Source organism: Streptomyces sp. NPDC040622, assembly GCF_055593965.1.
The window spans coordinates 84,506-104,969 of sequence record NZ_JBVIXD010000007.1; the positions used below are offsets into that span (position 1 = coordinate 84,506).

Here is a 20,464-nt window from a genome sequence, read left to right on the forward strand (position 1 = left end):
ACCTGTCCCGGGAACTCCCAGGAACCGTCCCTGGGAATGCCAGGAACAAGCCATTACGGCGGCGTGCAAAGATGCCCGCCCGCCGCGCACTGCCTCCCATCCGGACTTTCACCGTCGGTCCAGGAATTTCACCTGGTCAACCGGCCGCTGGAGGCGACCGGGTCGCGGACTGTAACCGCCGGTTCGGAATTACACCGACCCCGGAGTGCGCTGCTTCTGGTACGAGGCCAGTGTGCCACGGCTGATCGTGGGCCATACGGGCAACCTGCTGTGGCCTGGCTCACAGACGCACCGTTCAACCAACCGTTCAACCAACCGTTCAACCAACTTGGTCCAGACCTATTGACTCACTGGTCTAGTCCTCTTAATCTCTGCGTCACCTCGGAGGAGCCGGAGCCGATGGCGTGCGCACGCCGGGCCCCGGAACGATTCACATCACTGCCTGTTGTGTTGTTCCGCCCCGCACGTGTTCCGCACCGACCAGGAGGCCCCCCTTGACGTCCCTGACCCGCGCGAGACCCACACTGCTCGCCGCCGGCACCGCCCTCGCCGGACTACTGCTCGGCCTGGTCTCCGGCGGCACCTCGCAGGCCGCCGCCGACGACGCCTCCTGTCGGCCCGACGGCCTCTACCAGACCCCCGGCGTCAACGTCCCCTACTGCTCCGTCTATGACAGCGACGGCCGCGAGAAGATGGGCGCCGACCACCAGCGCCGCACCATCGGCTACTTCACCGGCTGGCGCACCGGCAAGAACGGCGAGCCCGCCTACCTCGCCAAGGACATCCCGTGGGACAAGATCACCCACATCAACTACGCCTTCGCGCACATCGACAAGGACAACAAGCTCTCCGTCGGCTCCGACGGCGAGAAGAACGCCGCCACCGGAATGACCTGGCCCGGCGTCGCGGGCGCCGAGATGGACCCGGCGCTGCCCTACAAGGGCCACTTCAATGTGCTCAACAAGTTCAAGAAACAGCACCCGGACGTCAAGACGCTGATATCCGTGGGCGGCTGGGCCGAGACCGGCGGCTACTTCGGTGACGACGGCAAGCGCGTGAACTCCGGCGGCTTCTACTCGATGGCCACCAACGCGGACGGCTCGGTCAACCAGGCGGGCATCGACACCTTCGCGGACTCCGCGGTCTCCTTCATCAAGAAGTACGGCTTCAACGGCGTCGACATCGACTACGAGTACCCGACCACGATGAAGGACGCGGGCAACCCGCTCGACTACTCGATCTCCAACGCCCGCCGCGCGGGCCTGGTCAAGGGCTACGCGGCACTGATGAAGTCCCTGCGCGAGAAGCTGGACCGGGCGGGCGCGGCCGACGGCAAGCACTACATGCTGACCGTGGCGGCCCCCTCGTCCGGCTATCTGCTGCGCGGCATGGAGACCTTCCAGGTCCAGAAGTACCTGGACTACGTCAACATCATGTCCTACGACCTGCACGGCGCCTGGAACGAGTACGTCGGCCCCAACGCCTCGCTCTTCGACGACGGCAAGGACGCGGAGCTCGCGGCCGCGAACGTGTACGGCAGCTCCCAGTACGGCGGCATCGGCTATCTCAACACCGACTGGGCCTACCACTACTTCCGCGGCTCGATGCCGGCCGGCCGCATCAACATCGGCCTGCCGTACTACACCCGCGGCTTCAAGAACGTGCAGGGCGGCACCGACGGCCTGTGGGGCAAGGCGGCCGCCACCAGCTGCCCGGCCGGCTCGGGCCTGACCAAGTGCGGTGACGGCGCGGTCGGCATCGACAACCTCTGGCACGACAAGGACGACAACGGCAAGGAGTCCCCGGCGGGTTCCAACCCGATGTGGCACGCCAAGAACCTGGAGAAGGGGATCGTCGGCGACTACGTCACGAAGTACGGCTTCCCCGCGGACACCAAGCTCACCGGCACCTACGCCCGCAAGTACAGCTCCTCGCTGGTCGCGCCGTGGCTGTGGAACGCGGACAAGAAGGTCTTCCTGTCCACCGAGGACGAGGAGTCGGTGGCGAAGAAGGCCGACTACGTGGTCGACCGGGGCATCGGCGGCACGATGATCTGGGAGATGGCGGGCGACTACCGCTGGAACGCCGGCAAGGGGCAGTACGAGACGGGCGACACGCTCACCTCTCTGATGTACGACAAGTTCAAGGCGGCCAAGCCCTACGGCGCGAAGGTCTCGAACAAGGAACTGCCCGCCAAGGCCGTGAACATCGGCGTGGAGTTCGGCGACTTCAAGCTGGGCGACTCCAACTACCCGATCACGCCGAAGGTGAAGATCACCAACAACACGAAGACGGCGCTGCCCGGCGGCACGGAGTTCCAGTTCGACTACTCCACCGCGGCCCCGGCCAACGCCTCCGACCAGTCCGGCTTCGGCACGAAGGTGATCAGCAGCGACCACACCGGCAGCAACGCCGGCGGTCTGAAGGGTGACTTCCACCGGGTCTCGCTGAAGCTGCCTGCCTGGCAGTCGCTGGCCCCCGGCGCCTCCGTGGACCTCTCCTTCAACTACTACCTGCCGGTGTCCACGCCGTGGAACTGGACGGTGAACATCAGCGGCACGACGTACGCGCTCGCCGGCGACCTGGCGCGCGGCACCACGGTCGTCGAGCCGGGCACCGGCACCGGTCCCACCGACCCGCCGGACCCGACCGACCCGCCGGCGCCCGGCACGTGCACCGCCCCCGCGTGGGGCGCGGGCTCCGAGTACGGCTCGGGGACGACCGTCTCCCACAAGGCGCACACCTGGAAGGCCAAGTGGTGGACGAAGGGCGATGAGCCCGGCGCGGGCGGCACGTGGGGGGTTTGGCAGGATCTCGGCGCCTGCTGACCGTCATCCGTGCTCACGCCCGCGGGATTTGGCACCCTGGGGGCGTGAGCACCGCAACGGCACTGGCCGAGGAGTTCGAGTCGCACCGCCCCCGGATGTTCGGCCTGGCCTACCGGATACTCGGCTCCGCGCAGGAGGCCGAGGACGCCGTGCAGGACGCGTACCTGCGCTGGAACGACGCGCGGCGCGCGGACATCGCGCGGCCCGCCGCCTGGCTCGCGAAGACCGTCACGAACCTCTGCCTGACCAGGCTGACCTCGGCCCGCGCCCGGCGCGAGCAGTACGTGGGGACCTGGCTGCCCGAGCCGGTGATCACGTCCGGCGGCACGCTCGGGCCGCTGGAGTCGGCGGAGCAGCGGGACGCGGTCTCCATGGCGCTGCTCGTCCTCCTGGAACGGCTCACGCCCCAGGAGCGCGCGGTGTACGTGCTGCGGGAGGCGTTCGCGTACAGCCACCGGGAGATCGCGGACGTCCTCGACGCGAGCGAGGCCAACTCCCGCCAGCTCTACCGCAGGGCGGCCCGCGCGGTCGGCGAGGCCCGGTCCCGCTTCGAGCCGGGGCACCGGCTGCGGCAGCGTTTCGTGGAGGCGTTCATCGCCGCCGCCCGCGAGGGTGACGTCGCGGGCCTGGAGAAGATACTCGCCAGGGACGTGACGTGGTGGGGCGACGGCGGCGGCAAGGTCGCCGCGGCCCGCACGCCGATCCTCGGGCGGGAGAACGTGCTGCGGTTCCTGCTCGGCGTCATGGAGAGGTTCAGGGCGGCCACGGACGTCTCGTACGCCGAGGTCAACGGGGCGCCGGCGGTGGTGCTGCGCGCGGCCGGCCGGCTGACGGCCGTCGCCTCGTTCGAGGGCGGCGACGGGGTGGTCAGCGGGGTACGGTCGGTGGTCAACCCGGAGAAGCTGGTGTTCGTGGAGCGCCAGCTCGCCGCGGCGTGACGGCGAAGGAGCCTTGTGATGAGCACGATCCTGGTGACCGGCGGCACCGGAACCCTGGGCCGCCTCGTGACCGAGCGGTTGCGCACGGACGGACACGAGGTGCGGGTGCTCAGCCGCCACACCCCGCCCTACGCCGTCGATCTGCGCGAGGGCACGGGCCTGGACGCGGCGGTGTCGGGCGTGGACGTGATCGTGCACTGCGCGACCAGCCCGCGCGGCGGCGACGAGCAGGCGGCGAGGAACCTGATCGGGGCGGCGCGGAAGGCCGGCGTCGGACATCTGGTCTACATCTCGATCGTCGGCATCGACCGGGTGCCGCTCGGCTACTACAAGTCGAAGCTCGCCGTGGAGCGGCTGGTCCAGGAGTCCGGGCTCGGCTGGACCGTGCTGCGGACCACCCAGTTCCACGATCTGGTCCTGCAGATCATGGAGGTCTCGGCGAAGCTCCCGGTCATGCTGCTGCCCGCGGGAGTGAGCGATCAGCCGATCGAGGTCGCCGAAGTGGCCGACCGCCTGGCCGAGTTGGCGGCAGGGCCCCCGGCGGGCCGGGTCGACGACATGGGAGGGCCCGAGGTCCGCACCTTCCCCGAGCTGGCCCGCGTGTACCTGCGGGCGAGCGGCAAGCGGCGCAGGCTGCTGCCGGTGCGGCTCGCGGGCCGGACGTACCGCGCCGCACGGGCCGGCGGCCATCTGACACCCGGACGGGCCGTGGGCAAGGGCACGTTCGAGGAGTATCTGACGGTGCGGTCGGGCGGCCGGTACCAGCCTTAGTCCCCGCTTCGGCCCCGCCCCGCACTCGCCCACGGACGCCTGTCGGGCGGCCCCCGCTCCCGGCCCCGCCGCGCTCAGTGCCCCCGCGGCCCGAAGAGCTCGTCCTGCGCCGCGTCCCGCGCGGCGAGCAGCGCGCCGCGCAGCACCGCGGCACCGCCGAGCGTGCAGGCCCTGACCTCGGTGCGCAGCGGCGTCATGGCGTTGACGCGGTCGGTGACGCGGGCGGCGAGATCGGTGCCGCCCGCGCGGCCCACCTCGCCGCCGAGCACGACACAGCCGGGGTCGAGGATCGCGACCATCGCGGCGGCCCCGACGGCGATCCGGCCCGCGACGGCGTCCAGGAAGCCGCCCTCGCCGTTGTCGACCGCGTGCCGCACCAGGCCGGCCGCCGACATGCCGGGCTTCAGGATCCCGTGCTCCTCCCCCAGGTCCCGCAGTGCGGCGGCGCAGGCCAGCGAGTGGAAGCCGCCGTCGCACCCGGTGGCGGAGGGCAGCGATCCGGTGCCCGGCACGGGCAGGAAGCCGATCTCGCCGGTGCCGCCCGACGCCCCCCTGCGCAGCACGCCGTCGAGCACGACGGCGGCGCCGACGCCGTCGCCGAGCCAGAGCAGTACGAAGGTGTCCCGGTCGTGCGCGGCGCCGTCGCGCTGTTCGGCGCGGGCGGCGAGGTTGGTCTCGTTCTCCACCAGGATCCGGGCGCCGAGCCGCTCCTGGAGGGTCCCGGCCAGCCTGCGGTGCCAGGCGGGGAGCGAGGACGTGTCGTGCAGGTCGCCGGTGGCGGGGTCGATGAGGCCGGGGGCGCCGATGCCGACGGTGTGCAGCCGCTGGACGCCGCCCTGGCGGGCCGTGCGCTCGACGAGGGCGACGGCGCGCTCGACGGCGGGGGCGGTGTCGCCCCCGATGGGCGCGGAGGCCTCCGCGAGCACCGCGCCGAGCAGGTCGGTCACGACGACGGAGACGCTCTCGGTGCGCACGTCGAGGGCGGCGAGGTGCGCCCGGTCGGCGACTATCCCGTAGAGCCGGGCGTTCGGGCCGCGCCGCCGGGCACCCGCCTCCCCGACGACGGTGATGAGTCCGGAGCCCTGCAGCCGCTCGACGAGGTCGGCCACCGAGGGCCGCGACAGGCCCGTGAGCTGCTTCAACTGGGTGGCGGTCAGGGGTCCTTCGCTCTGCAGGAGCCCCAGCGCCAGCCGGTCGTTGATGACCCGGGCGGTACTCGGTGAGGCGGGCGAGACAGGCATGACCGGATCCTCCCACAGAAACTCTTCTATTTATCAGGCAGGGTTCCTGATAGTTTACGTCGCCGTAGCGAGCCGGCCGTCGGGAGGGGCGAACGACAATGAGTGAAGTGGTCTACGACAAGCACCGACTGAGGCGGGCGCGGATCGCGGTGGCGACCGTGTTCTGCGTGCACGGCGCGGTCGCGGGATCCTTCGCGACGCGCGTGCCCTGGATCCAGGACCACGCCGACGTCAGCGCGGGCATGCTGGGCCTCGCCCTCGCCTTTCCCGCGGTCGGCGCCTCCGTCGCGATGCCGCTGGCGAGCCGGATCAGCCACCGCTTCGGCGCCCGCACCGCGCTGCGCGGGCTGCTCGCGATGTGGACGCTCGCCCTCGTCCTGCCGTCACTGGCGCCCAACCTGCCGGCGCTCTGCCTCGCGCTCTTCGTGTACGGCGCGACCTCGGGCATGTCCGACGTGACGATGAACGCGATCGGCGTGGAGACCGAGACCCTCATGCGGAAGTCGATCATGTCGGGCCTGCACGGCATGTGGAGCGTCGGCGCCCTGATCGGCTCCGCGGCGGGCACGGTCGCCGCTCATCTGGGCTCGGACGCCCGCCTGCACCACGTGCTCGCCGCCGTGGTGCTCACCGCGACCGGACTCACCGTCTGCCAGGGCGTGCTCGACGTACAGGCGGAGCCGGAGGAGGAGGCGCCGCCGCGGTTCTCGCTGCCGCCCAAGTCGGCGCTGCTCATCGGCGCCGTCGGCTTCTGCGCGGTCTTCGCGGAGGGTGCGAGCCTGGACTGGTCCGCGGTCTATCTGCGGGACGTCCTGGACACGTCGGCCGGTGTCGCCGCCGCGTCCACCACCGGGTTCACGCTCACCATGGCCATCGCGCGGCTCGCGGGCGACGCGGTGGTCGACCGGTTCGGCTCGGTGCGCACGGTGCGGGCCGGCGGCGCGCTCGCGGTGCTCGGCGGACTCCTGGTGGTCCTCGCCTCGCACCCGGTGATGGCCATGGGCGGCTTCGCGCTGATGGGCCTCGGCATCGCGGTCGTGGTCCCGCTCGCCTTCGCCTCCGCGGGGCGCAGCGGCCCCAATCCCAGCCAGGCCATCGCGGGCGTCGCCACCATCACGTACACGTCGAGCCTGATCGCCCCGTCGGCGATCGGCGCGCTGGCGCAGGCGACGAGCCTGGTGACCTCCTTCGGCCTGGTGACGCTGCTCGCCTGCGGCCTCATGGTCTTCGCCGGCGTCCTGCGCACGGACGGCCGCAAGGCGGCACAGGCCGCGCCGAAGGACGCGGCGGCGCCCGGACCGAGGTCCTGATCCCCCGGGCCGACCGTCCCGACCCGGGGGCGGCCGGCCCGTACCGGAGAGAAGTCGCACTTACGTCGCATTAACATGGCGTCGATCATTTCGGGCCACGCACACGGTCCGGTCCGGCGCACAGAAAGCGACACTCACCATGGATCTCGGCGTGCGCTGGAAACTCCACGGGGACGGACGCACCCCCGCCCCGGGGGCCGTGGTCCGGCCCGACGAGCGGCTCTCCTGGCCGCGGACCTTCGGGCTCGGCGCACAGCACGTGGTGGCGATGTTCGGGGCGTCCTTCGTGGCGCCGGTCCTCATGGGCCTCGATCCGAATCTGGCCATCATGATGTCGGGCGTCGCCACCGCCATCTTCCTGCTCGCCACCCGCGGCCGGGTGCCCAGCTACCTCGGCTGCTCGCTCTCCTTCGTGGGCGTCGCCGCCGTCATCCGCGCCCAGGGCGGTTCCAGCGCGACGGTGACCGGCGCGGTCTTCGTGGTCGGTGCCGCGCTGTTCCTGGTGGGGCTCGCGGTGCAGAAGTTCGGGGCACGGATCATCCATGCCGCGATGCCGCCGATCGTCACCGGCGCGGTCGTCATGCTGATCGGCTTCAACCTCGCGCCGGTCACCGCGTCGACGTACTGGCCGCAGGACCAGTGGACGGCGCTCCTGGTCATGCTGTTCACCGGATTGGCCGTGGTCTGCCTGCGGGGCTTCTGGTCCCGCATCGCGATCTTCCTCGGCCTGATCTTCGGGTACGGCATCTCCTGGGCGTTCGACCAGATCTTCGGCAAGATCCACGCGGCGGACGCCTCGGGCAAGGTCGTCGACCACTGGCGCCTTGACCTGTCCGCCGTGGGACACGCCGACTGGATCGGGCTGCCCTCCTTCCACGCGCCGAGCTTCGAGTGGTCGGCGATCCTCGTGGCGCTGCCCGTCGTCATCGCGCTCGTCGCCGAGAACGCCGGGCACGTGAAGGCCGTCGGCGAGATGACCGGCGACAACCTCGACGGCAAGCTCGGCACGGCGATCTCCGCCGACGGCGCCGCCTCCATGCTCTCCACGGCCCTCGGCGGCCCGCCCAACACGACGTACTCCGAGAACATCGGCGTGATGGCGGCGACCCGCGTCTACTCGACGGCCGCCTACTGGGCGGCGGCCTGCTTCGCGCTGCTCTTCGGGCTCTGCCCCAAGTTCGGCGCGGTGGTCGCCGCGATCCCGGGCGGCGTGCTCGGCGGCATCACCGTCATCCTGTACGGCATGATCGGCCTGCTCGGCGCCCAGATCTGGATCAACGCCAAGGTGGATCTGCGCAATCCGCTGAACCTCGTCCCGGCCGCCGCGGGCATCATCATCGGCGTCGGCGGCGTCTCGCTGAAGATCTCCGACAACTTCGAGCTGAGCGGCATCGCGCTCGGCACGATCGTGGTCATCACCGGCTACCACGTCCTGCGGGCCTTCGCCCCGCCGCACCTCAAGTCCCAGGAACCGCTGCTGGATTCGGGCACGTCGACGTACGACGAAGAGGACGCGGCGCGGCGGGAACGCTAGGAAACAAGAGCGGCCGCCCCAGCGGCTGGACGTGGTGCGCGTCCACCTCTTAAGGTGCGCATCATGTCCAGCCCCGAGTCCGACAGACTCCGGCCACCGGTCGTCCGGTGGCCTTTCGTGCGCTCGCACTGACGCTCTCGCTGCGCTTCCGCAGCCGTCCGCGACCGTGGCACCGCCACCGCCGGACCACCGCTCACGTGTCCTGATCGTCTCGATCCACACCGTGACCGCGGAGTCTCGCCGTGCCCTTTGTCCTCCATCTGCTCGGCCTTGCCGTCTTCGCGCAAGGCACCTCCGAATTCATGCTGTCCGGCCTGGTCCCGGACATCGCACGGGACCTGTCCGTGCCGATCCCGGCCGCCGGCCATCTGACCTCGGCGTTCGCCGTGGGCATGGTCGTCGGTGCGCCGCTGACGGCCGCCCTGAGCCGCCGCTTCGCCCGCCGCAGCGCGCTCCTGTTCTTCCTGACCGTCTTCCTGCTCGTCCATGTCGTCGGCGCGCTCACCACGAGCTTCACGGTGCTGCTCGCGACCCGATTCGTCGGCGCGCTGGCCAACGCCGGGTTCCTCGCCGTCGCCCTGGTCACCGCCACGAGCCTGGTCGGGCCCGACGCCAAGGGGCGGGCGACCTCCACGCTGCTCGGCGGCGTGACCGTCGCCTGTGTCGCGGGGGTGCCCGCGGGGGCGCTGCTCGGCGAGGTCTGGGGCTGGCGCTCGGCGTTCTGGGCCGTCGCCCTGCTCTCCCTGCCCGCCGTGTTCGCCGTCGCGCGGGCCGTGCCCGCGGGAACGCCGGACGACGCGGTGGGACCGGGCGTGGCCGGTGAGCTGCGCGCGCTGCGCGGTCCCCGGCTTCTGGTGACGCTGCTGCTCGGCGCGCTGGTGAACGGCGCGACGTTCTGCACGTTCACCTATCTGGCACCGCTGGTCACCCACGTCACCGGGCTCGGCTCCTCCTGGGTGCCGGTGATGCTGGCGCTCTTCGGCATCGGCTCCTTCGCCGGCGTCGCCGCCGCAGGGCGTGTCGCGGACGTGCGGCCGCTGCCGCTGCTGGTGTTCGGCTCACTCGCGCTGCTCACCGGCTGGGTCCTGCTCGCGGTGAGCGCCGCCCACCCGGTGGCGGTGGTCCTGCTGGTCCTCCTCCAGGGGGCGCTGTCGTTCGGCGTCGGGTCCACGCTGATCTCGCAGGCGTTGTACGCGGCGGCGGACGCTCCCCATCTGGCGGGCGGGTTCGCCACGGCCGCGTTCAACGTGGGCGCCGCCGTCGGCCCGTGGCTCGGCGGCCTCGTGCTCTCCGCGGGGCTCGGCTACCGCGCACCGCTCTGGCTCAGCGCGCTCCTGGTGTCGGCGGCGCTGCTCACCGGGACGGTGGCACACGGCCTCGGCCTCGGTCCCGGTTCTGGTCCCGGTCCCGGTCCCGGTCTCGGTCTTGGACGAAGGGGCCGGGCCCCGGCCGTCGCTCGGGAGAGGCCGCGCACCACCCCGTAGGCGTACGCGGAGACGACGGCGGCCGTGCGGATCACGCCCCGCACGGCCGCCGTTCCCTCGTTTCGGGGAAGCGTCCGGTGCGGTGGCGTCCGGGCGGGCCCGGGGCTGGGACCCTGCCCCCATGGCGCAGTTGGAGCGGTTCGCGGAGTTCAGGGCCCCGGCGCACGGGGTCGATCATGTGGTGACACGGATGCGGTCGCTCGGCGACGACTGGCCGCCTCGCGACGGGGTCGCCGTCTTCAACCGCGTCTATCTGTCGGTGACCGAGGAGGTCGCCCGGCGCGTCCGCCGCGGCGCCTTCCCCGATGCCCGTACGGCGATCACGCTGTCCGTCCGCTTCGCCGAGCGCTACCTGACGGCCGTGGAGGCGGCGTCCGACGGGCGTCGCCCGCCCGCCTGCTGGCGCCCGCTGTTCCAGTACCGCCGCCATCCCGGCGTACGCCCGCTGCAGTTCGCGCTCGCGGGCATCAACGCGCACATCGGCCACGACCTGGCCCTCGCCCTGGTCGACAGCTGTCGCGCGCTCGGCTGTGAACCGGCCGATCTGGAGGACGAGTTCGACCGCGTGGGCGACGCGCTCGTGGCGCTGGAGGAACGCATCCGCGAGGAGCTGATGCCGGGCCCCGACCTCCTCCAGGTCGGCGATCCACTGACGCATCTGGCCGGCTCCTGGAGCCTGGAGCGCGCCAGGGACGGCGCGTGGGCGTCGGCGCGCGCCCTGTGGGCGCTGCGCGAACTTCCCGGTGTGGCCCAGGAGTTCGGGGAGCGGCTGGACGGGGCGGTGGGCCTGGTGGGGCGGATCCTGCTGACGCCGCTGCCGGACTGACGCGCCGCCCGCGCCGCTCCCACCGCACCACCTCCCCGGACAGCTTTTCGGCCACCGGGCCGCCCCCGCACGCGCCCGCCCCGGGGAACTCGCGCACGATCGTTGTACGTTGAAATGAACGATCCCGACGCGAAGGAGCACCGGCATGGCGACCCGACTCGGACTGAGCCTCCCGCAGACCAGGCAGTACGACATCGGGCGCGACGTGCCGGCGGTGGCCGGGGCGGCCGAGGACATCGGCTACGAGAGCCTGTGGGTCTTCGAGCGGATCCTCTTCCCCGAGCCCGCCACCCAGGGCCTCTACGGGGTCCCGGGCCTGGCCTGGCCCGACCACTACCGCTCGGTGGCCGACCCGCTGGTCACGCTGACCCTCGCCGCCGCGGCCACGCGGCGGGCCGGGCTCGGCACCAGCGTGCTGGTCGCCCCGCTGCACGTGCCGTTCCAACTCGCGCGCTCGCTGGCCTCGCTGGACGCGGCGAGCGGCGGCCGGGTCCTCGCGGGCCTCGGCACGGGCTGGTCCCACGACGAGTACGCGGCCGCCTCGGTCGCCCCCTTCAAGCGGCGCGGCAAGGTCCTGGACGAGTTGATCGACGTCTGCCACGCGGTCTGGGGCCCGGACCCGGTGACGTACGAAGGGGAGCTGACCACCATCGCGCCGTCCGTGGTGGGCCCCAAGCCCGCCGGGCCGATCCCGATCCTGCTGCCCGCGAGCAGCCCGCGTTCCCTGCGCCGCCTGGTGGACCGCGCCGACGGCTGGATGCCGGTGGCCACGGGGGCGGACGCGCTGGCCGAGCAGTGGGCCACGGTGCGCGAGGCCGCCGCCGAGCGGGGCCGCGAGCGGCCGGTGCGCAGCGTCCTGCGGGCCAACGCCCGGTACTCCCCCAAGGCCTGCGCGGGACCCGACCGCGCCCCCTTCCGTGGCGATGTCGCACAGATCGTCGAGGACCTCGCGGCGCACGCGGCGGTGGGCATCGACGAGATCATCGTCGAGATCGCCGCCTCCACCCGCGACGCGCAGGAACTGAAGGACGTCGCGGGCGAGGTGTACGAGGCGGCGCGGGCCGCCGGGGTGTAGGCGCCCCGGACAGCACGCCGCCGTCAGTCCTCCGGCAGCTCGACCGGCGCGATCTCGTCGTACACGTCCCCGGGACCGGGGTTGGTCGTGTCGGTCGCCCCGCCGAAGTGGTGCATGACGCCCCACACGGCGTTGAGCGCGGTCTGGATCGCGCCCTCGGCCCAGCCGGCCGTCCAGGAGATGTCGTCACCGGCGAGGAAGATGCCGCGCTTGTCCTCGGGCAGGTGCTCCTGCATGAAGTGGGTGAACAGGCGGCGCTGGTAGCGGTAGTGCCCCGGCAGGTTCGCCTTGAAGGCGCCCATGAAGTAGGGCTCGTTCTCCCAGGAGACGGTCACCGGGTTGCCGATGATGTGCTTCCTGATGTCGACGTTCGGGTAGATCTCGCCGAGCGACTTGAGCATGACCTCCATGCGCTCGTTCGCCGACAGCGGCAGCCACTTCAGGCTGTCGTCGCACCAGGTGTAGGAGAGGCAGATGACGGCGGGCTTGTCCGGGCCGTCGTCGAGCAGGTAGGTGCCGCGCGTCATGCGGTCGGTGAGCGTCATCGACATGACGTCACGGCCGGTCGGGTTGCCCCTGTCGTCGACGGCCTCGTCCAGCCAGAAGGGCCGGTCGACCGGCACGAAGAGCTTCGAGGACTCCATGTAGTGGGTCCGCTCCATCGCCGTCCAGTGGTCGATGGGGAAGAGCGAGTCGTCACAGTCGATCTTGGAGAGCAGCATCCAGGACTGGGCGGTGAAGATCGCCGCCTGGTAGGTGCGGATGTCGCCGGAGGCGTCCGTGACCGTGACGCGGTTGCCCGCGGTGCGGTTGAGGCGGGTCACGGCGGGCTTGGGCGCGCCCTCCTCGTGCAGGGAGCGCAGGGACGTGCCGGGCGCCCAGTGCACGATCTTCTGCGGCTCGCGCTCCCACAGGCGCAGGGGCAGCTGCTGGCTGCCGCCGACGATGCCGCGGTGGTGGTCGTCGGCCTCGGTGTAGACGACGCGCAGGATCTCCAGGATGGAGTTCGGGAAGTCGGTGTCCCAGCCGCCCGTGCCGAATCCGACCTGGCCGAAGATCTCGCGGTGCCGGAAGGACTTGAACGCCTCCGAGTCGCAGAGGAAGCCGTAGAAGGTCTGGTTGTCGAGCTTCTCGACGAGCTTCGACCAGATCTCCCGGATCTTCGGCACGTCGCGCTCGCGCAGGGCGCGGTTCATGTCGGAGAAGTCCGCGCCCTCCTCCAGGCAGGCGTTCCAGGCGTTCATCACGTCGCGGTAGACCTGCGGCAGATCGTCGACGGTGGTGGCGTAGTGCGACTCGCCCTTGAGGTCCACGACCGTCGAGGGGGTCGACTCGGCGAGCGGGTTGGGGAACGCCTTGGTCTTCAGGCCGACGAGGTCGATGTAGTGCTGCAGCGCCGTCGAGGACGGCGGGAAGCGCATCGCGCCCATCTCGGCGGTCAGCTCGGCGTCGCAGCCCTCGAAGCCGACGGTGCGCAGCCGGCCGCCGATCTGGTCGGCCTCGTAGACGACGGGCTTGAGGCCCATCTTCATCAGCTCGTACGCGGCGACGATGCCGGAAAGGCCGCCGCCGATGACGGCGACCTCGGTGCCGTGCTCGGTCGCGGGTATCTGGCCGAGCCCCGCCGGGTGCGCGAGGAAGTCGTCGTAGGCGTAGGGGAAGTCCGGGCCGAACATGGTGATCGGCGGCTGCGCGTCGGTGTGCTGGACGGCAGTGGGCACCGTGGACGTCATGGGGTACGGACTCCTTGCGCAGAACTGGGAAGACAGGGAAGACAGGGTGGGGGGATCGGGCGGGGTGGCGCGGTCAGACGAGGGACGCGTACAGGCCGGGGCGGCGGTCGCGCAGGTAGGGGTTGGCCGCGCGGGAGGCGCTCAGGAACTCCGGGTCGACGTCACCGATGACGAGTTCCTCGCCGCGGCCCGCCCGGGCGCGCGCCACGCCGTCGGGCCCGGCCAGCGTGGAGAGCCCGACGAACTCGAACTCCCCCTCGGGGCCGACCCGGTTGACGTACGCGACGTACATCTGGTTCTCGAAGGCGCGCACCGGCACGACGGACTCGGCGACGAACTGGAAGGGGTGCATCTGCGCGGTCGGGACGACCAGGAGGTCGGTGCCGGCCAGGGCGTGCGCGCGGACGTTCTCCGGGAACTCCACGTCGTAGCAGATCATGATGCCGACGCGGACGCCGCCCAGCTCGGCCTGGACGACCGGCTGCGCGCCCGGGGTGAAGGCGTCGCGCTCGAAGCCGCCGAAGAGGTGGGTCTTGCGGTAGTTCGCGAGGCGGGCCCCGTCCTGGCCGATCAGCTGGGCGGAGTTGAGGACGAGGTCGCCGTCGCGCTCCGGGTAGCCGTAGACGACGCCGACGCCGTGGCGGGCCGCGGTCTCGGCGACGGCCTGCGCGGACGCGCCGTCGGCGGGCTCGGCGAGCCGGGCGATGTCGTCGCCGATCGCGTACCCGGTCAGGAACAGCTCCGGCGCCACGAGCAGGCCCGCGCCCGCCTCGGCGGCACGCCCGGCGGCCGTGTCCAGCGCCTTGAGGTTCTCGGCGACGGATCCAAGCTGCCCTGAGCTCTGGAGCAGGGCGGTGCGCAGCGCAGGCATGGCGGAACCTCGGGGCGTACGAAGGGGAAGGCGGGGTCGGTATGACGGTACGGTCGGCGGCCTTGCGCGGACAAGGTGCGACCGTTGCGGGCAGCCGCTCGATCCGTTGCGCGTGGCGGGCCCGATACGTCGATTCGTTGCGCGGTGGCGGGCGCACGGGGCCGCGATGTTGTGCGGCCGGGGTATCAGGGGTGTCGAGGCCTGGGAGAAGCGGGCCCTGGCAGAGCGGTCCGGAGAGCCGTGTCGAACGGCTAGGCCGGCGATCCCGAGGAGAATCTCCGCATCAGCGGCGAGAGCACGAGCACGGACTTGGTCCGCTCCACGAACGGCTCCCCCGCGATCCGTTCGAGGACCCGTTCGAAGTGCCGCATGTCCGCGGCGAAGACCTGCACGATCGCGTCCGCGTCCCCCGTGACGGTGGACGCGGACGCGATCTCCGGATAGCGCTCGAGGCCGCGCTGGATGGCCTCGGGCGACGTGTTGCGGCGACAGTAGATCTCGATGAACCCCTCGGTCTCCCAGCCCAGGGCCGCCGGGTCGACACGGACGGTGAAGCCGGTGATGGCTCCGGTGGCCCGCAGCCGGTCCACGCGCCGCTTCACGGCGGGCGCGGAGAGCCCGACCAGCTGGCCGATGTCGGCGTAGGAGCGGCGGGCGTCCTCGGCGAGGGCGTGCACGATGCGTTCGTCGAGATCGTTCAGTCGCACGGGGGGTGGATCACTTTTCTGCTGTGGCCAATCGGGAGCGGCGCATGCCGTACAGGAAGTAGAACACGAGGCCGACGGCCATCCAGACACCGAACACGACCCACGTGATCGAGTCGAGGCTGAACATGTTGTACGCGCAGAAACCGAAGCCGAGGACCGGGAAGAGCCAGCCCAGCGGCACGCGGAAGGTGCGCGGCATGTCCGGCCGGGTCCTGCGCAGCACGATCACGGCGATGTTGACGAGGCCGAAGGCGAAGAGCGTGCCGATGCTGGTGGCGTCGACGAGCTTGCCTAGCGGGATGACCGAGGCGAGCGCGGCGCAGAACAGCGACACGATGACGGTGTTCACGCGGGGCGTGCCCGTCTTCTCGCTGACCTTGCCGAAGGCCTTGGGGACCAGGCCGTCACGGGACATGGCGAACAGGACGCGGGTCTGGCCGTAGAGGACGGTCAGGACGACGGAGGCGATGGAGATGACCGCGCCGGCGGCGAGGACCGTGCCCCAGAGGCTCTTGCCCGTGACGTCGTTCATGATCGCGGCGAGCGTGGCCTCGGAGCCCTCGAAGTCCTTCCAGTTCCAGGCTCCGACGGCGACGGCCGCGACCAGGACGTAGAGGGCGGTGACGATGACCAGCGACAGCATGATCGCGCGGGGCAGGTCGCGCTGCGGGTTCTTCGCCTCCTCACCGGCGGTGGAGGCGGCGTCGAAGCCGATGTAGGAGAAGAAGAGGCTCGCGGCGGCGGCGCTGACGCCGGCCGTGCCGAGCGGCATGAAGTCCGCGTAGTTGCCGGACTTGAAGCCCATGAAGCCGATGGTGCAGAAGAGCACCAGCGCGGCGATCTTCACGATGACCATGATCGTGTTGGCCGTCGCCGACTCCTTGGCGCCGCCGAGCAGGAACACCATGGCGAGCAGCACGACGATCAGGCCGGGCAGGTTGATGACGCCGCCCTCGCCGGGCGCGGAGGAGAGCACGTCGGGGATGGTGACGCCGATGGTCCCGTCGAGGAGCTCGTTGAGGTATTCGCCCCAGCCGACGGCGACGGCCGCGACCGAGACGCCGTACTCCAGGACCAGGCACCAGCCGCAGACCCAGGCGACGAGTTCGCCCATCGTTGCGTACGCGTACGAGTACGAGGAGCCCGCGACCGGGATGGAGCCGGCGAGCTCGGCGTACGAGAGGGCCGAGAAGAGCGCGGTGAGCCCGGCGATCACGAAGGAGATCGTGACGGCGGGTCCGGCCTTGGGGACACTCTCGCCGAGGACGACGAAGATACCGGTGCCGAGCGTGGCACCGATGCTGATCATGGTCAGCTGCCACATCCCGAGGGAGCGCCTGAGCGAGCCGCCCTCACCCTGACCACCCTCGGCGACCAGGCGTTCGACCGGCTTGCGGCGCATGAGCCGGCTGCCGAGGCCGGGCCCGCCCGGGGGGCTTGGGCGGTTCTGCGGGGGTGCGCCTTGGTCGAGCACGCGCTGGCTCCTTCATCGCTGCCGGTCAGGGCGGCGGGACCGGCGGCAGCCCCCACGCAGGGTGGGGAACCGCCGAGCAGGCGGTCCCCGCCACACCACGTACAGCGGATGACTCTATGAGGCGTGGTTCACGTACGTAATGCAGCAACCTTGCGCAGACCCGCATGATCATTGCGTCCTTCCCCGTCCGGCGGGTCTTCGTTGCGCAGTCCGTTTCGTCCGTTGCGTGCGGAGGCGCCCCGAGCGTCATTGACACTTCGTCAGATCTCCCCCATCGTGCACTCCGGTCGAGCCGGAGGCGCACCCCGGTCGAGAGGGAGGCAGCGGGCCATGGACCTCGATGTGCTGTACGAGATCGACGTGCCGAAGCCCTGGGACGGACCCCATCCGCGCGGTCAGCGCACCGCCGAGCAGCGCGCCTACCGCGAGGCCGTGGAGCAGATCCGGCTCGCGGACCGGGTCGGTTTCCGGACGGTGTGGGCGGTGGAGCACCACTTCCGCGAGGGCCGCTCGCACTGCCCCGCCCCCGAGGTGCTCCTCGGGCACCTCGCGGCGCTCACCGAGCGGATCCGCCTCGGCTTCGGCGTCACGCTCACCCCCTTCGGCTTCACTCCCCCGCAGCGGATCGCGGAGAAGGTGGCGGCCGTCGATGTCCTCTCCGAGGGCCGCGTCGAGTGGGGCACCGGACGCTCGACCCCCATGGAACAGACGGCCTTCGGCGTCGACCGGGAGCAGTCCCGGGCCGACTGGCGCGAGGCGATCGGGATCGTGACGGGCATGTGGCGCGAGGAGTACTTCGCGTACGAGTCGGAGCGGTTCTCCTTCCCCCGCCGGATGGTCACGCCGAAGCCGGTCCAGGACCCGCATCCGCCCTGCTGGATGGCGGCCACGTCACCCGGTTCGGCCGAGGTGGCGGGCGCGGCGGGCCTCGGCCTGCTCTCCTTCTCGATCATGCAGCCACTCGACGCGATGGCCCGGCAGGTCGCCGCCTACCGCGCGGCGGCGCGCACGCCGTCGCCGATCACCGACGTCACCACGGACCGCGTCAGCGCCTACACGCTGGTGCACGTGGCGGACCGCCCGTCCCGGCGCGTCTGGGACTCGGTCGCCTGGTGGTACCGCAACCTGGCGCAGTTCACGCTCGACTGGGAACTGCCGCACCTGACCCCCGAAGAACGCGGGCGGACCTTCCCGCTGCTCACGCCGATCATCGAAGGCAGCGTGCCCGTCCGGGAGTTCGACGACGGCGACATGATCCTGATCGGCGACGCGGCCACCGTCGTCCGCAAGGCCAAGCGCTACGCCGACCTCGGCATCGACCAGCTCATCTGCTACGTCCAGTGGGGCTATCTGGAGCACCAGGAGATCCTGCGCACGATAGAGATCCTGGGCAAGGAAGTCATCCCGGAGCTGGCGTCCTACCGGCCCCGGCGGGCGGCACCGTGAGCGAGCCCCTCGACACCTCCCGCGTCCCCGACTACGCCGCCCTGCACCGCCTGGACGGACGCACCTTCGTCCTGCTCGGCGCGGGCAACGGCATCGGCCGCCAGACCGCGCACGCGCTCACGGCGGCGGGCGCGCGGGTCCTCTGCGTCGACCTCGACAAGGGCCGCGCCGAGGCGGTCGCGGCCGAGACGGGTGGCCCGGCGTACGTCGCGGACGTGACGCGACGCGACGAGGTGCGGGACCTCTTCGCCCACGCACAAAGGGAGTTGGGCGGGGTCGGCGGTGTCGTCGACATCGTCGGGATGGCCCGCTACGCGCCTCTGGGCGAGCTGGACGACGCCTCCTGGGACTGGCACTTCTCCCTCGTCCTGCGGCACGCCTGGCTCGCGGCCCAGTACGGCGGCGAGGCGCTCGCCAACGCGGGCGGCGGCCCCCTGGTCTTCGTCGCCTCGGTGTCCGGCCTGACGGCGGCGCCCCTGCACGCCGCGTACGGAGCGGCCAAGGCGGGTCTGATCTCCCTGGTCCGCTCGGCTGCGGTGGAGTACGGCCCGCGCGGGGTACGGGTGAACGCGGTGGCGCCCGGCGTCGTCTGGACGCCGCGCGTGGCGGGGCTGATCGGCGAGGAGGGCCGCGCGGCCAACGCCCGCAACGCCCCGCTGGACCGGGTGGCCGAGACCTCGGACATCGCCTGCGCCCTGCTCTTCTTCGCCTCGCCGCTCTCCTCGTACGTCACCGGGCAGACGCTCGTCGTGGACGGCGGGGTCGGCGTGAAGTTCCCGTACCCGACCGTCGGGGGCGCCCGGTGAGGGAGTTCGTGCGGGGCGCGCCCTGGTGGACCGGGGACGGCCGGGTGGTGCGTGCCGACCCTGCCGACCGGGCGCGGCTGCCCGGGGACACGTGGGAGCGGGCGGGCCTCCCGGCCGGGGTGCGGCTGGAGTTCACCGCGCGCGGGGTGAGCGCGGTGGAGGTCGCGTACACCGCGTCACCCGTCTCGGAGACGGACGCCCACCGCGACGCGCCCGCCGTGTTCACGCTCCTGGCGGGCCCGTCCGGCCGACAGCTCCGGGCCGACCGGCCCGGCGAGGCCGTCCTCGACACCCCCGCGTCCCCCGGCGAACACCGGGCCCTGATCCGTCTCCCGCACCCCGACGGCGAGTTCACCCTGCACCTCCCCGAAGCCCTGCGGCCCGCCCTGCACGCGGTGCGCCCGGTCGGCGGCACGCTGACGCCCGCCGCCCGCCGGCCGCGCTGGCTCGTCCACGGCGACTCGATCGTGGAGGGCTGGTCGGTGTCGCGGCCCCATCGGGCGTGGCCCGCGCTGGCGGGACGGTCCCTGGGCGTGGAATCGGTGAACCTCGGCTATGCGGGCGCGGCACGCGGAGAGCTCGCCTCCGCCGAGCAACTCGCCTCGCTGGACGCCGACTTGATCACCATCGCCCTCGGCACCAACTGCTGGTCGCGCACGCCGCATTCGGTGGGGCTGCTGCACGAGACGGCACGGGCGTTCCTGGCCCTGGTCCGCCGGGGACACCCGGGCGTGCCCCTCCTCGTCGTCTCCCCCGTGCTCCGCCCGGACGCCGAGACGACACCGAACGCGCTCGGCGCCACGCTCGCCGACCTGCGCGCCGCCGTGGAGCGGGCCGCCGCGGACGCGGGCGCCGACCTGCTGCCGGGCGGCGGACTGCTGGACGTGGGGCACCTCGTGGACGGCGTCCACCCGGGCGACGCGGGGCACGCGGTCCTCGCCGACGCGGTGGCGTCAGCACTGCGGACGTCTCACACCTGGGCCTCGTCGTAGGCCTCGCGGGCGGCGGCGATGGCCGGGCGGTGGCCGATGGACCAGTCGGCGAGGGCTTTGACGAGGTGGGTGAGGCTGTGCCCCATCTCGGTCAGCTCGTACTCGACCTGCGGCGGGATCGTCGGGTACACGGTCCGCCTGACCAGGCCGTCGCGCTCCAGGCGGCGCACGGTCACGGTGAGCATGCGCTGCGAGATGCCGCCGTGGATCCTGCGCTGCAGTTCCTTGAACCGCAGGACGCCCGAGGCGAGTTCGACCACCACGTACACCGACCACTTGTCGCCGAGCCGGTCCAGGACGTCCCGCACCCCGCACTCGTCCTGCGGGGTCGCACAGCTGATCACCGGCTCGGCCGGGGCCTCGCCGGCCCGCGGGGTGGTTACCGCGGTGTGCCCTGCTGACATGAAAGTGCCTCCTTATGCGGCGGA

The 20,464-nt window shown here is 71.9% G+C and carries 17 protein-coding genes and 1 riboswitch; of the genes, 11 read left to right on the top strand and 6 right to left on the bottom strand.

Going from position 1 to position 20,464, the window contains the following annotated elements:
* Window positions 1-82: 82 nt before the first annotated feature.
* Window positions 83-213: riboswitch (FMN riboswitch) on the bottom strand.
* A 281-nt stretch (window positions 214-494) separates the two neighbouring features.
* From ACZ592_RS20890 to ACZ592_RS20900, 3 genes are read left to right on the top strand one after another with little or no spacing between them, the layout of a single operon-like run.
* Window positions 495-2,828: a chitinase C-terminal domain-containing protein gene (locus ACZ592_RS20890; RefSeq protein ID WP_471583084.1), complete on the top strand. Its 2,334-nt coding sequence runs from the start codon at window positions 495-497 to the stop codon at window positions 2,826-2,828.
* 44 nt (window positions 2,829-2,872) lie between these two features.
* Window positions 2,873-3,766, top strand: a complete 894-nt coding sequence (locus tag ACZ592_RS20895) for an RNA polymerase sigma-70 factor (RefSeq protein ID WP_471583085.1) — start codon at window positions 2,873-2,875, stop codon at window positions 3,764-3,766.
* 18 nt (window positions 3,767-3,784) lie between these two features.
* Window positions 3,785-4,537 carry an SDR family oxidoreductase gene (locus tag ACZ592_RS20900; RefSeq protein WP_471583086.1) on the top strand — a complete coding sequence of 251 codons (753 nt, stop codon included), beginning with the start codon at window positions 3,785-3,787 and terminating at the stop codon, window positions 4,535-4,537.
* Window positions 4,538-4,611: 74 nt separating this feature from the next.
* Here the strand turns inward: ACZ592_RS20900 and ACZ592_RS20905 are convergent, their stop codons facing one another.
* Complete coding sequence (locus ACZ592_RS20905; protein WP_471583087.1) at window positions 4,612-5,778, bottom strand: ROK family transcriptional regulator; 1,167 nt, start codon at window positions 5,776-5,778, stop codon at window positions 4,612-4,614.
* A gap of 98 nt (window positions 5,779-5,876) precedes the next feature.
* On the opposite strand from ACZ592_RS20905, the gene ACZ592_RS20910 reads away from it, so the two are divergent.
* From ACZ592_RS20910 to ACZ592_RS20930, 5 genes are all read left to right on the top strand, one after another.
* Entirely contained in the window at window positions 5,877-7,088 is a 1,212-nt protein-coding gene (locus ACZ592_RS20910; protein ID WP_471583088.1) for an MFS transporter, read from the top strand.
* 139 nt (window positions 7,089-7,227) lie between these two features.
* Window positions 7,228-8,622, top strand: a complete 1,395-nt coding sequence (locus ACZ592_RS20915) for a uracil-xanthine permease family protein (protein ID WP_471583089.1) — start codon at window positions 7,228-7,230, stop codon at window positions 8,620-8,622.
* Window positions 8,623-8,864: 242 nt separating this feature from the next.
* The gene (locus tag ACZ592_RS20920) at window positions 8,865-10,106 is read left to right on the top strand and encodes a Cmx/CmrA family chloramphenicol efflux MFS transporter (protein ID WP_471583090.1); all 1,242 of its coding nucleotides are present in this window, start codon (window positions 8,865-8,867) and stop codon (window positions 10,104-10,106) included.
* 121 nt (window positions 10,107-10,227) lie between these two features.
* The gene (locus tag ACZ592_RS20925) at window positions 10,228-10,932 is read left to right on the top strand and encodes a DUF5995 family protein (RefSeq protein WP_471583091.1); all 705 of its coding nucleotides are present in this window, start codon (window positions 10,228-10,230) and stop codon (window positions 10,930-10,932) included.
* A gap of 145 nt (window positions 10,933-11,077) precedes the next feature.
* Window positions 11,078-12,007, top strand: coding sequence for a TIGR03619 family F420-dependent LLM class oxidoreductase (locus ACZ592_RS20930; protein ID WP_471583092.1), 930 nt, complete (start codon window positions 11,078-11,080; stop codon window positions 12,005-12,007).
* Between the two features lie 23 nt (window positions 12,008-12,030).
* Here the strand turns inward: ACZ592_RS20930 and ACZ592_RS20935 are convergent, their stop codons facing one another.
* The 4 genes from ACZ592_RS20935 to ACZ592_RS20950 form a co-directional block, all read right to left on the bottom strand.
* Window positions 12,031-13,740 (bottom strand): flavin monoamine oxidase family protein, encoded by a 1,710-nt coding sequence (locus tag ACZ592_RS20935; RefSeq protein WP_471583093.1) that lies wholly within the window; start codon window positions 13,738-13,740, stop codon window positions 12,031-12,033.
* A 73-nt stretch (window positions 13,741-13,813) separates the two neighbouring features.
* On the bottom strand, window positions 13,814-14,611 hold the full coding sequence (locus ACZ592_RS20940; RefSeq protein ID WP_471583094.1) for a carbon-nitrogen hydrolase family protein: 798 nt from the start codon (window positions 14,609-14,611) through the stop codon (window positions 13,814-13,816).
* Between the two features lie 251 nt (window positions 14,612-14,862).
* Window positions 14,863-15,318: an Lrp/AsnC family transcriptional regulator gene (locus ACZ592_RS20945; protein WP_055564807.1), complete on the bottom strand. Its 456-nt coding sequence runs from the start codon at window positions 15,316-15,318 to the stop codon at window positions 14,863-14,865.
* 10 nt (window positions 15,319-15,328) lie between these two features.
* On the bottom strand, window positions 15,329-16,792 hold the full coding sequence (locus tag ACZ592_RS20950) for an amino acid permease (protein WP_471583095.1): 1,464 nt from the start codon (window positions 16,790-16,792) through the stop codon (window positions 15,329-15,331).
* Window positions 16,793-17,122: 330 nt separating this feature from the next.
* Between ACZ592_RS20950 and ACZ592_RS20955 the strand changes: the two genes are divergently transcribed.
* The 3 genes from ACZ592_RS20955 to ACZ592_RS20965 are packed head-to-tail and all read left to right on the top strand — an operon-like array spanning window position 17,123 to window position 20,036.
* On the top strand, window positions 17,123-18,238 hold the full coding sequence (locus tag ACZ592_RS20955; protein ID WP_471583096.1) for an LLM class flavin-dependent oxidoreductase: 1,116 nt from the start codon (window positions 17,123-17,125) through the stop codon (window positions 18,236-18,238).
* The gene (locus tag ACZ592_RS20960; RefSeq protein ID WP_471583097.1) at window positions 18,235-19,044 is read left to right on the top strand and encodes an SDR family NAD(P)-dependent oxidoreductase; all 810 of its coding nucleotides are present in this window, start codon (window positions 18,235-18,237) and stop codon (window positions 19,042-19,044) included. Before ACZ592_RS20955 ends, ACZ592_RS20960 begins: the two co-directional genes overlap by 4 nt.
* On the top strand, window positions 19,041-20,036 hold the full coding sequence (locus tag ACZ592_RS20965) for a GDSL-type esterase/lipase family protein (protein WP_471583098.1): 996 nt from the start codon (window positions 19,041-19,043) through the stop codon (window positions 20,034-20,036). Before ACZ592_RS20960 ends, ACZ592_RS20965 begins: the two co-directional genes overlap by 4 nt.
* On the opposite strand, the gene ACZ592_RS20970 is transcribed toward ACZ592_RS20965, so the two are convergent.
* The gene (locus tag ACZ592_RS20970; RefSeq protein ID WP_471583099.1) at window positions 20,015-20,440 is read right to left on the bottom strand and encodes a winged helix-turn-helix transcriptional regulator; all 426 of its coding nucleotides are present in this window, start codon (window positions 20,438-20,440) and stop codon (window positions 20,015-20,017) included. The genes ACZ592_RS20965 and ACZ592_RS20970 overlap by 22 nt on opposite strands.
* Window positions 20,441-20,464: the final 24 nt, after the last annotated feature.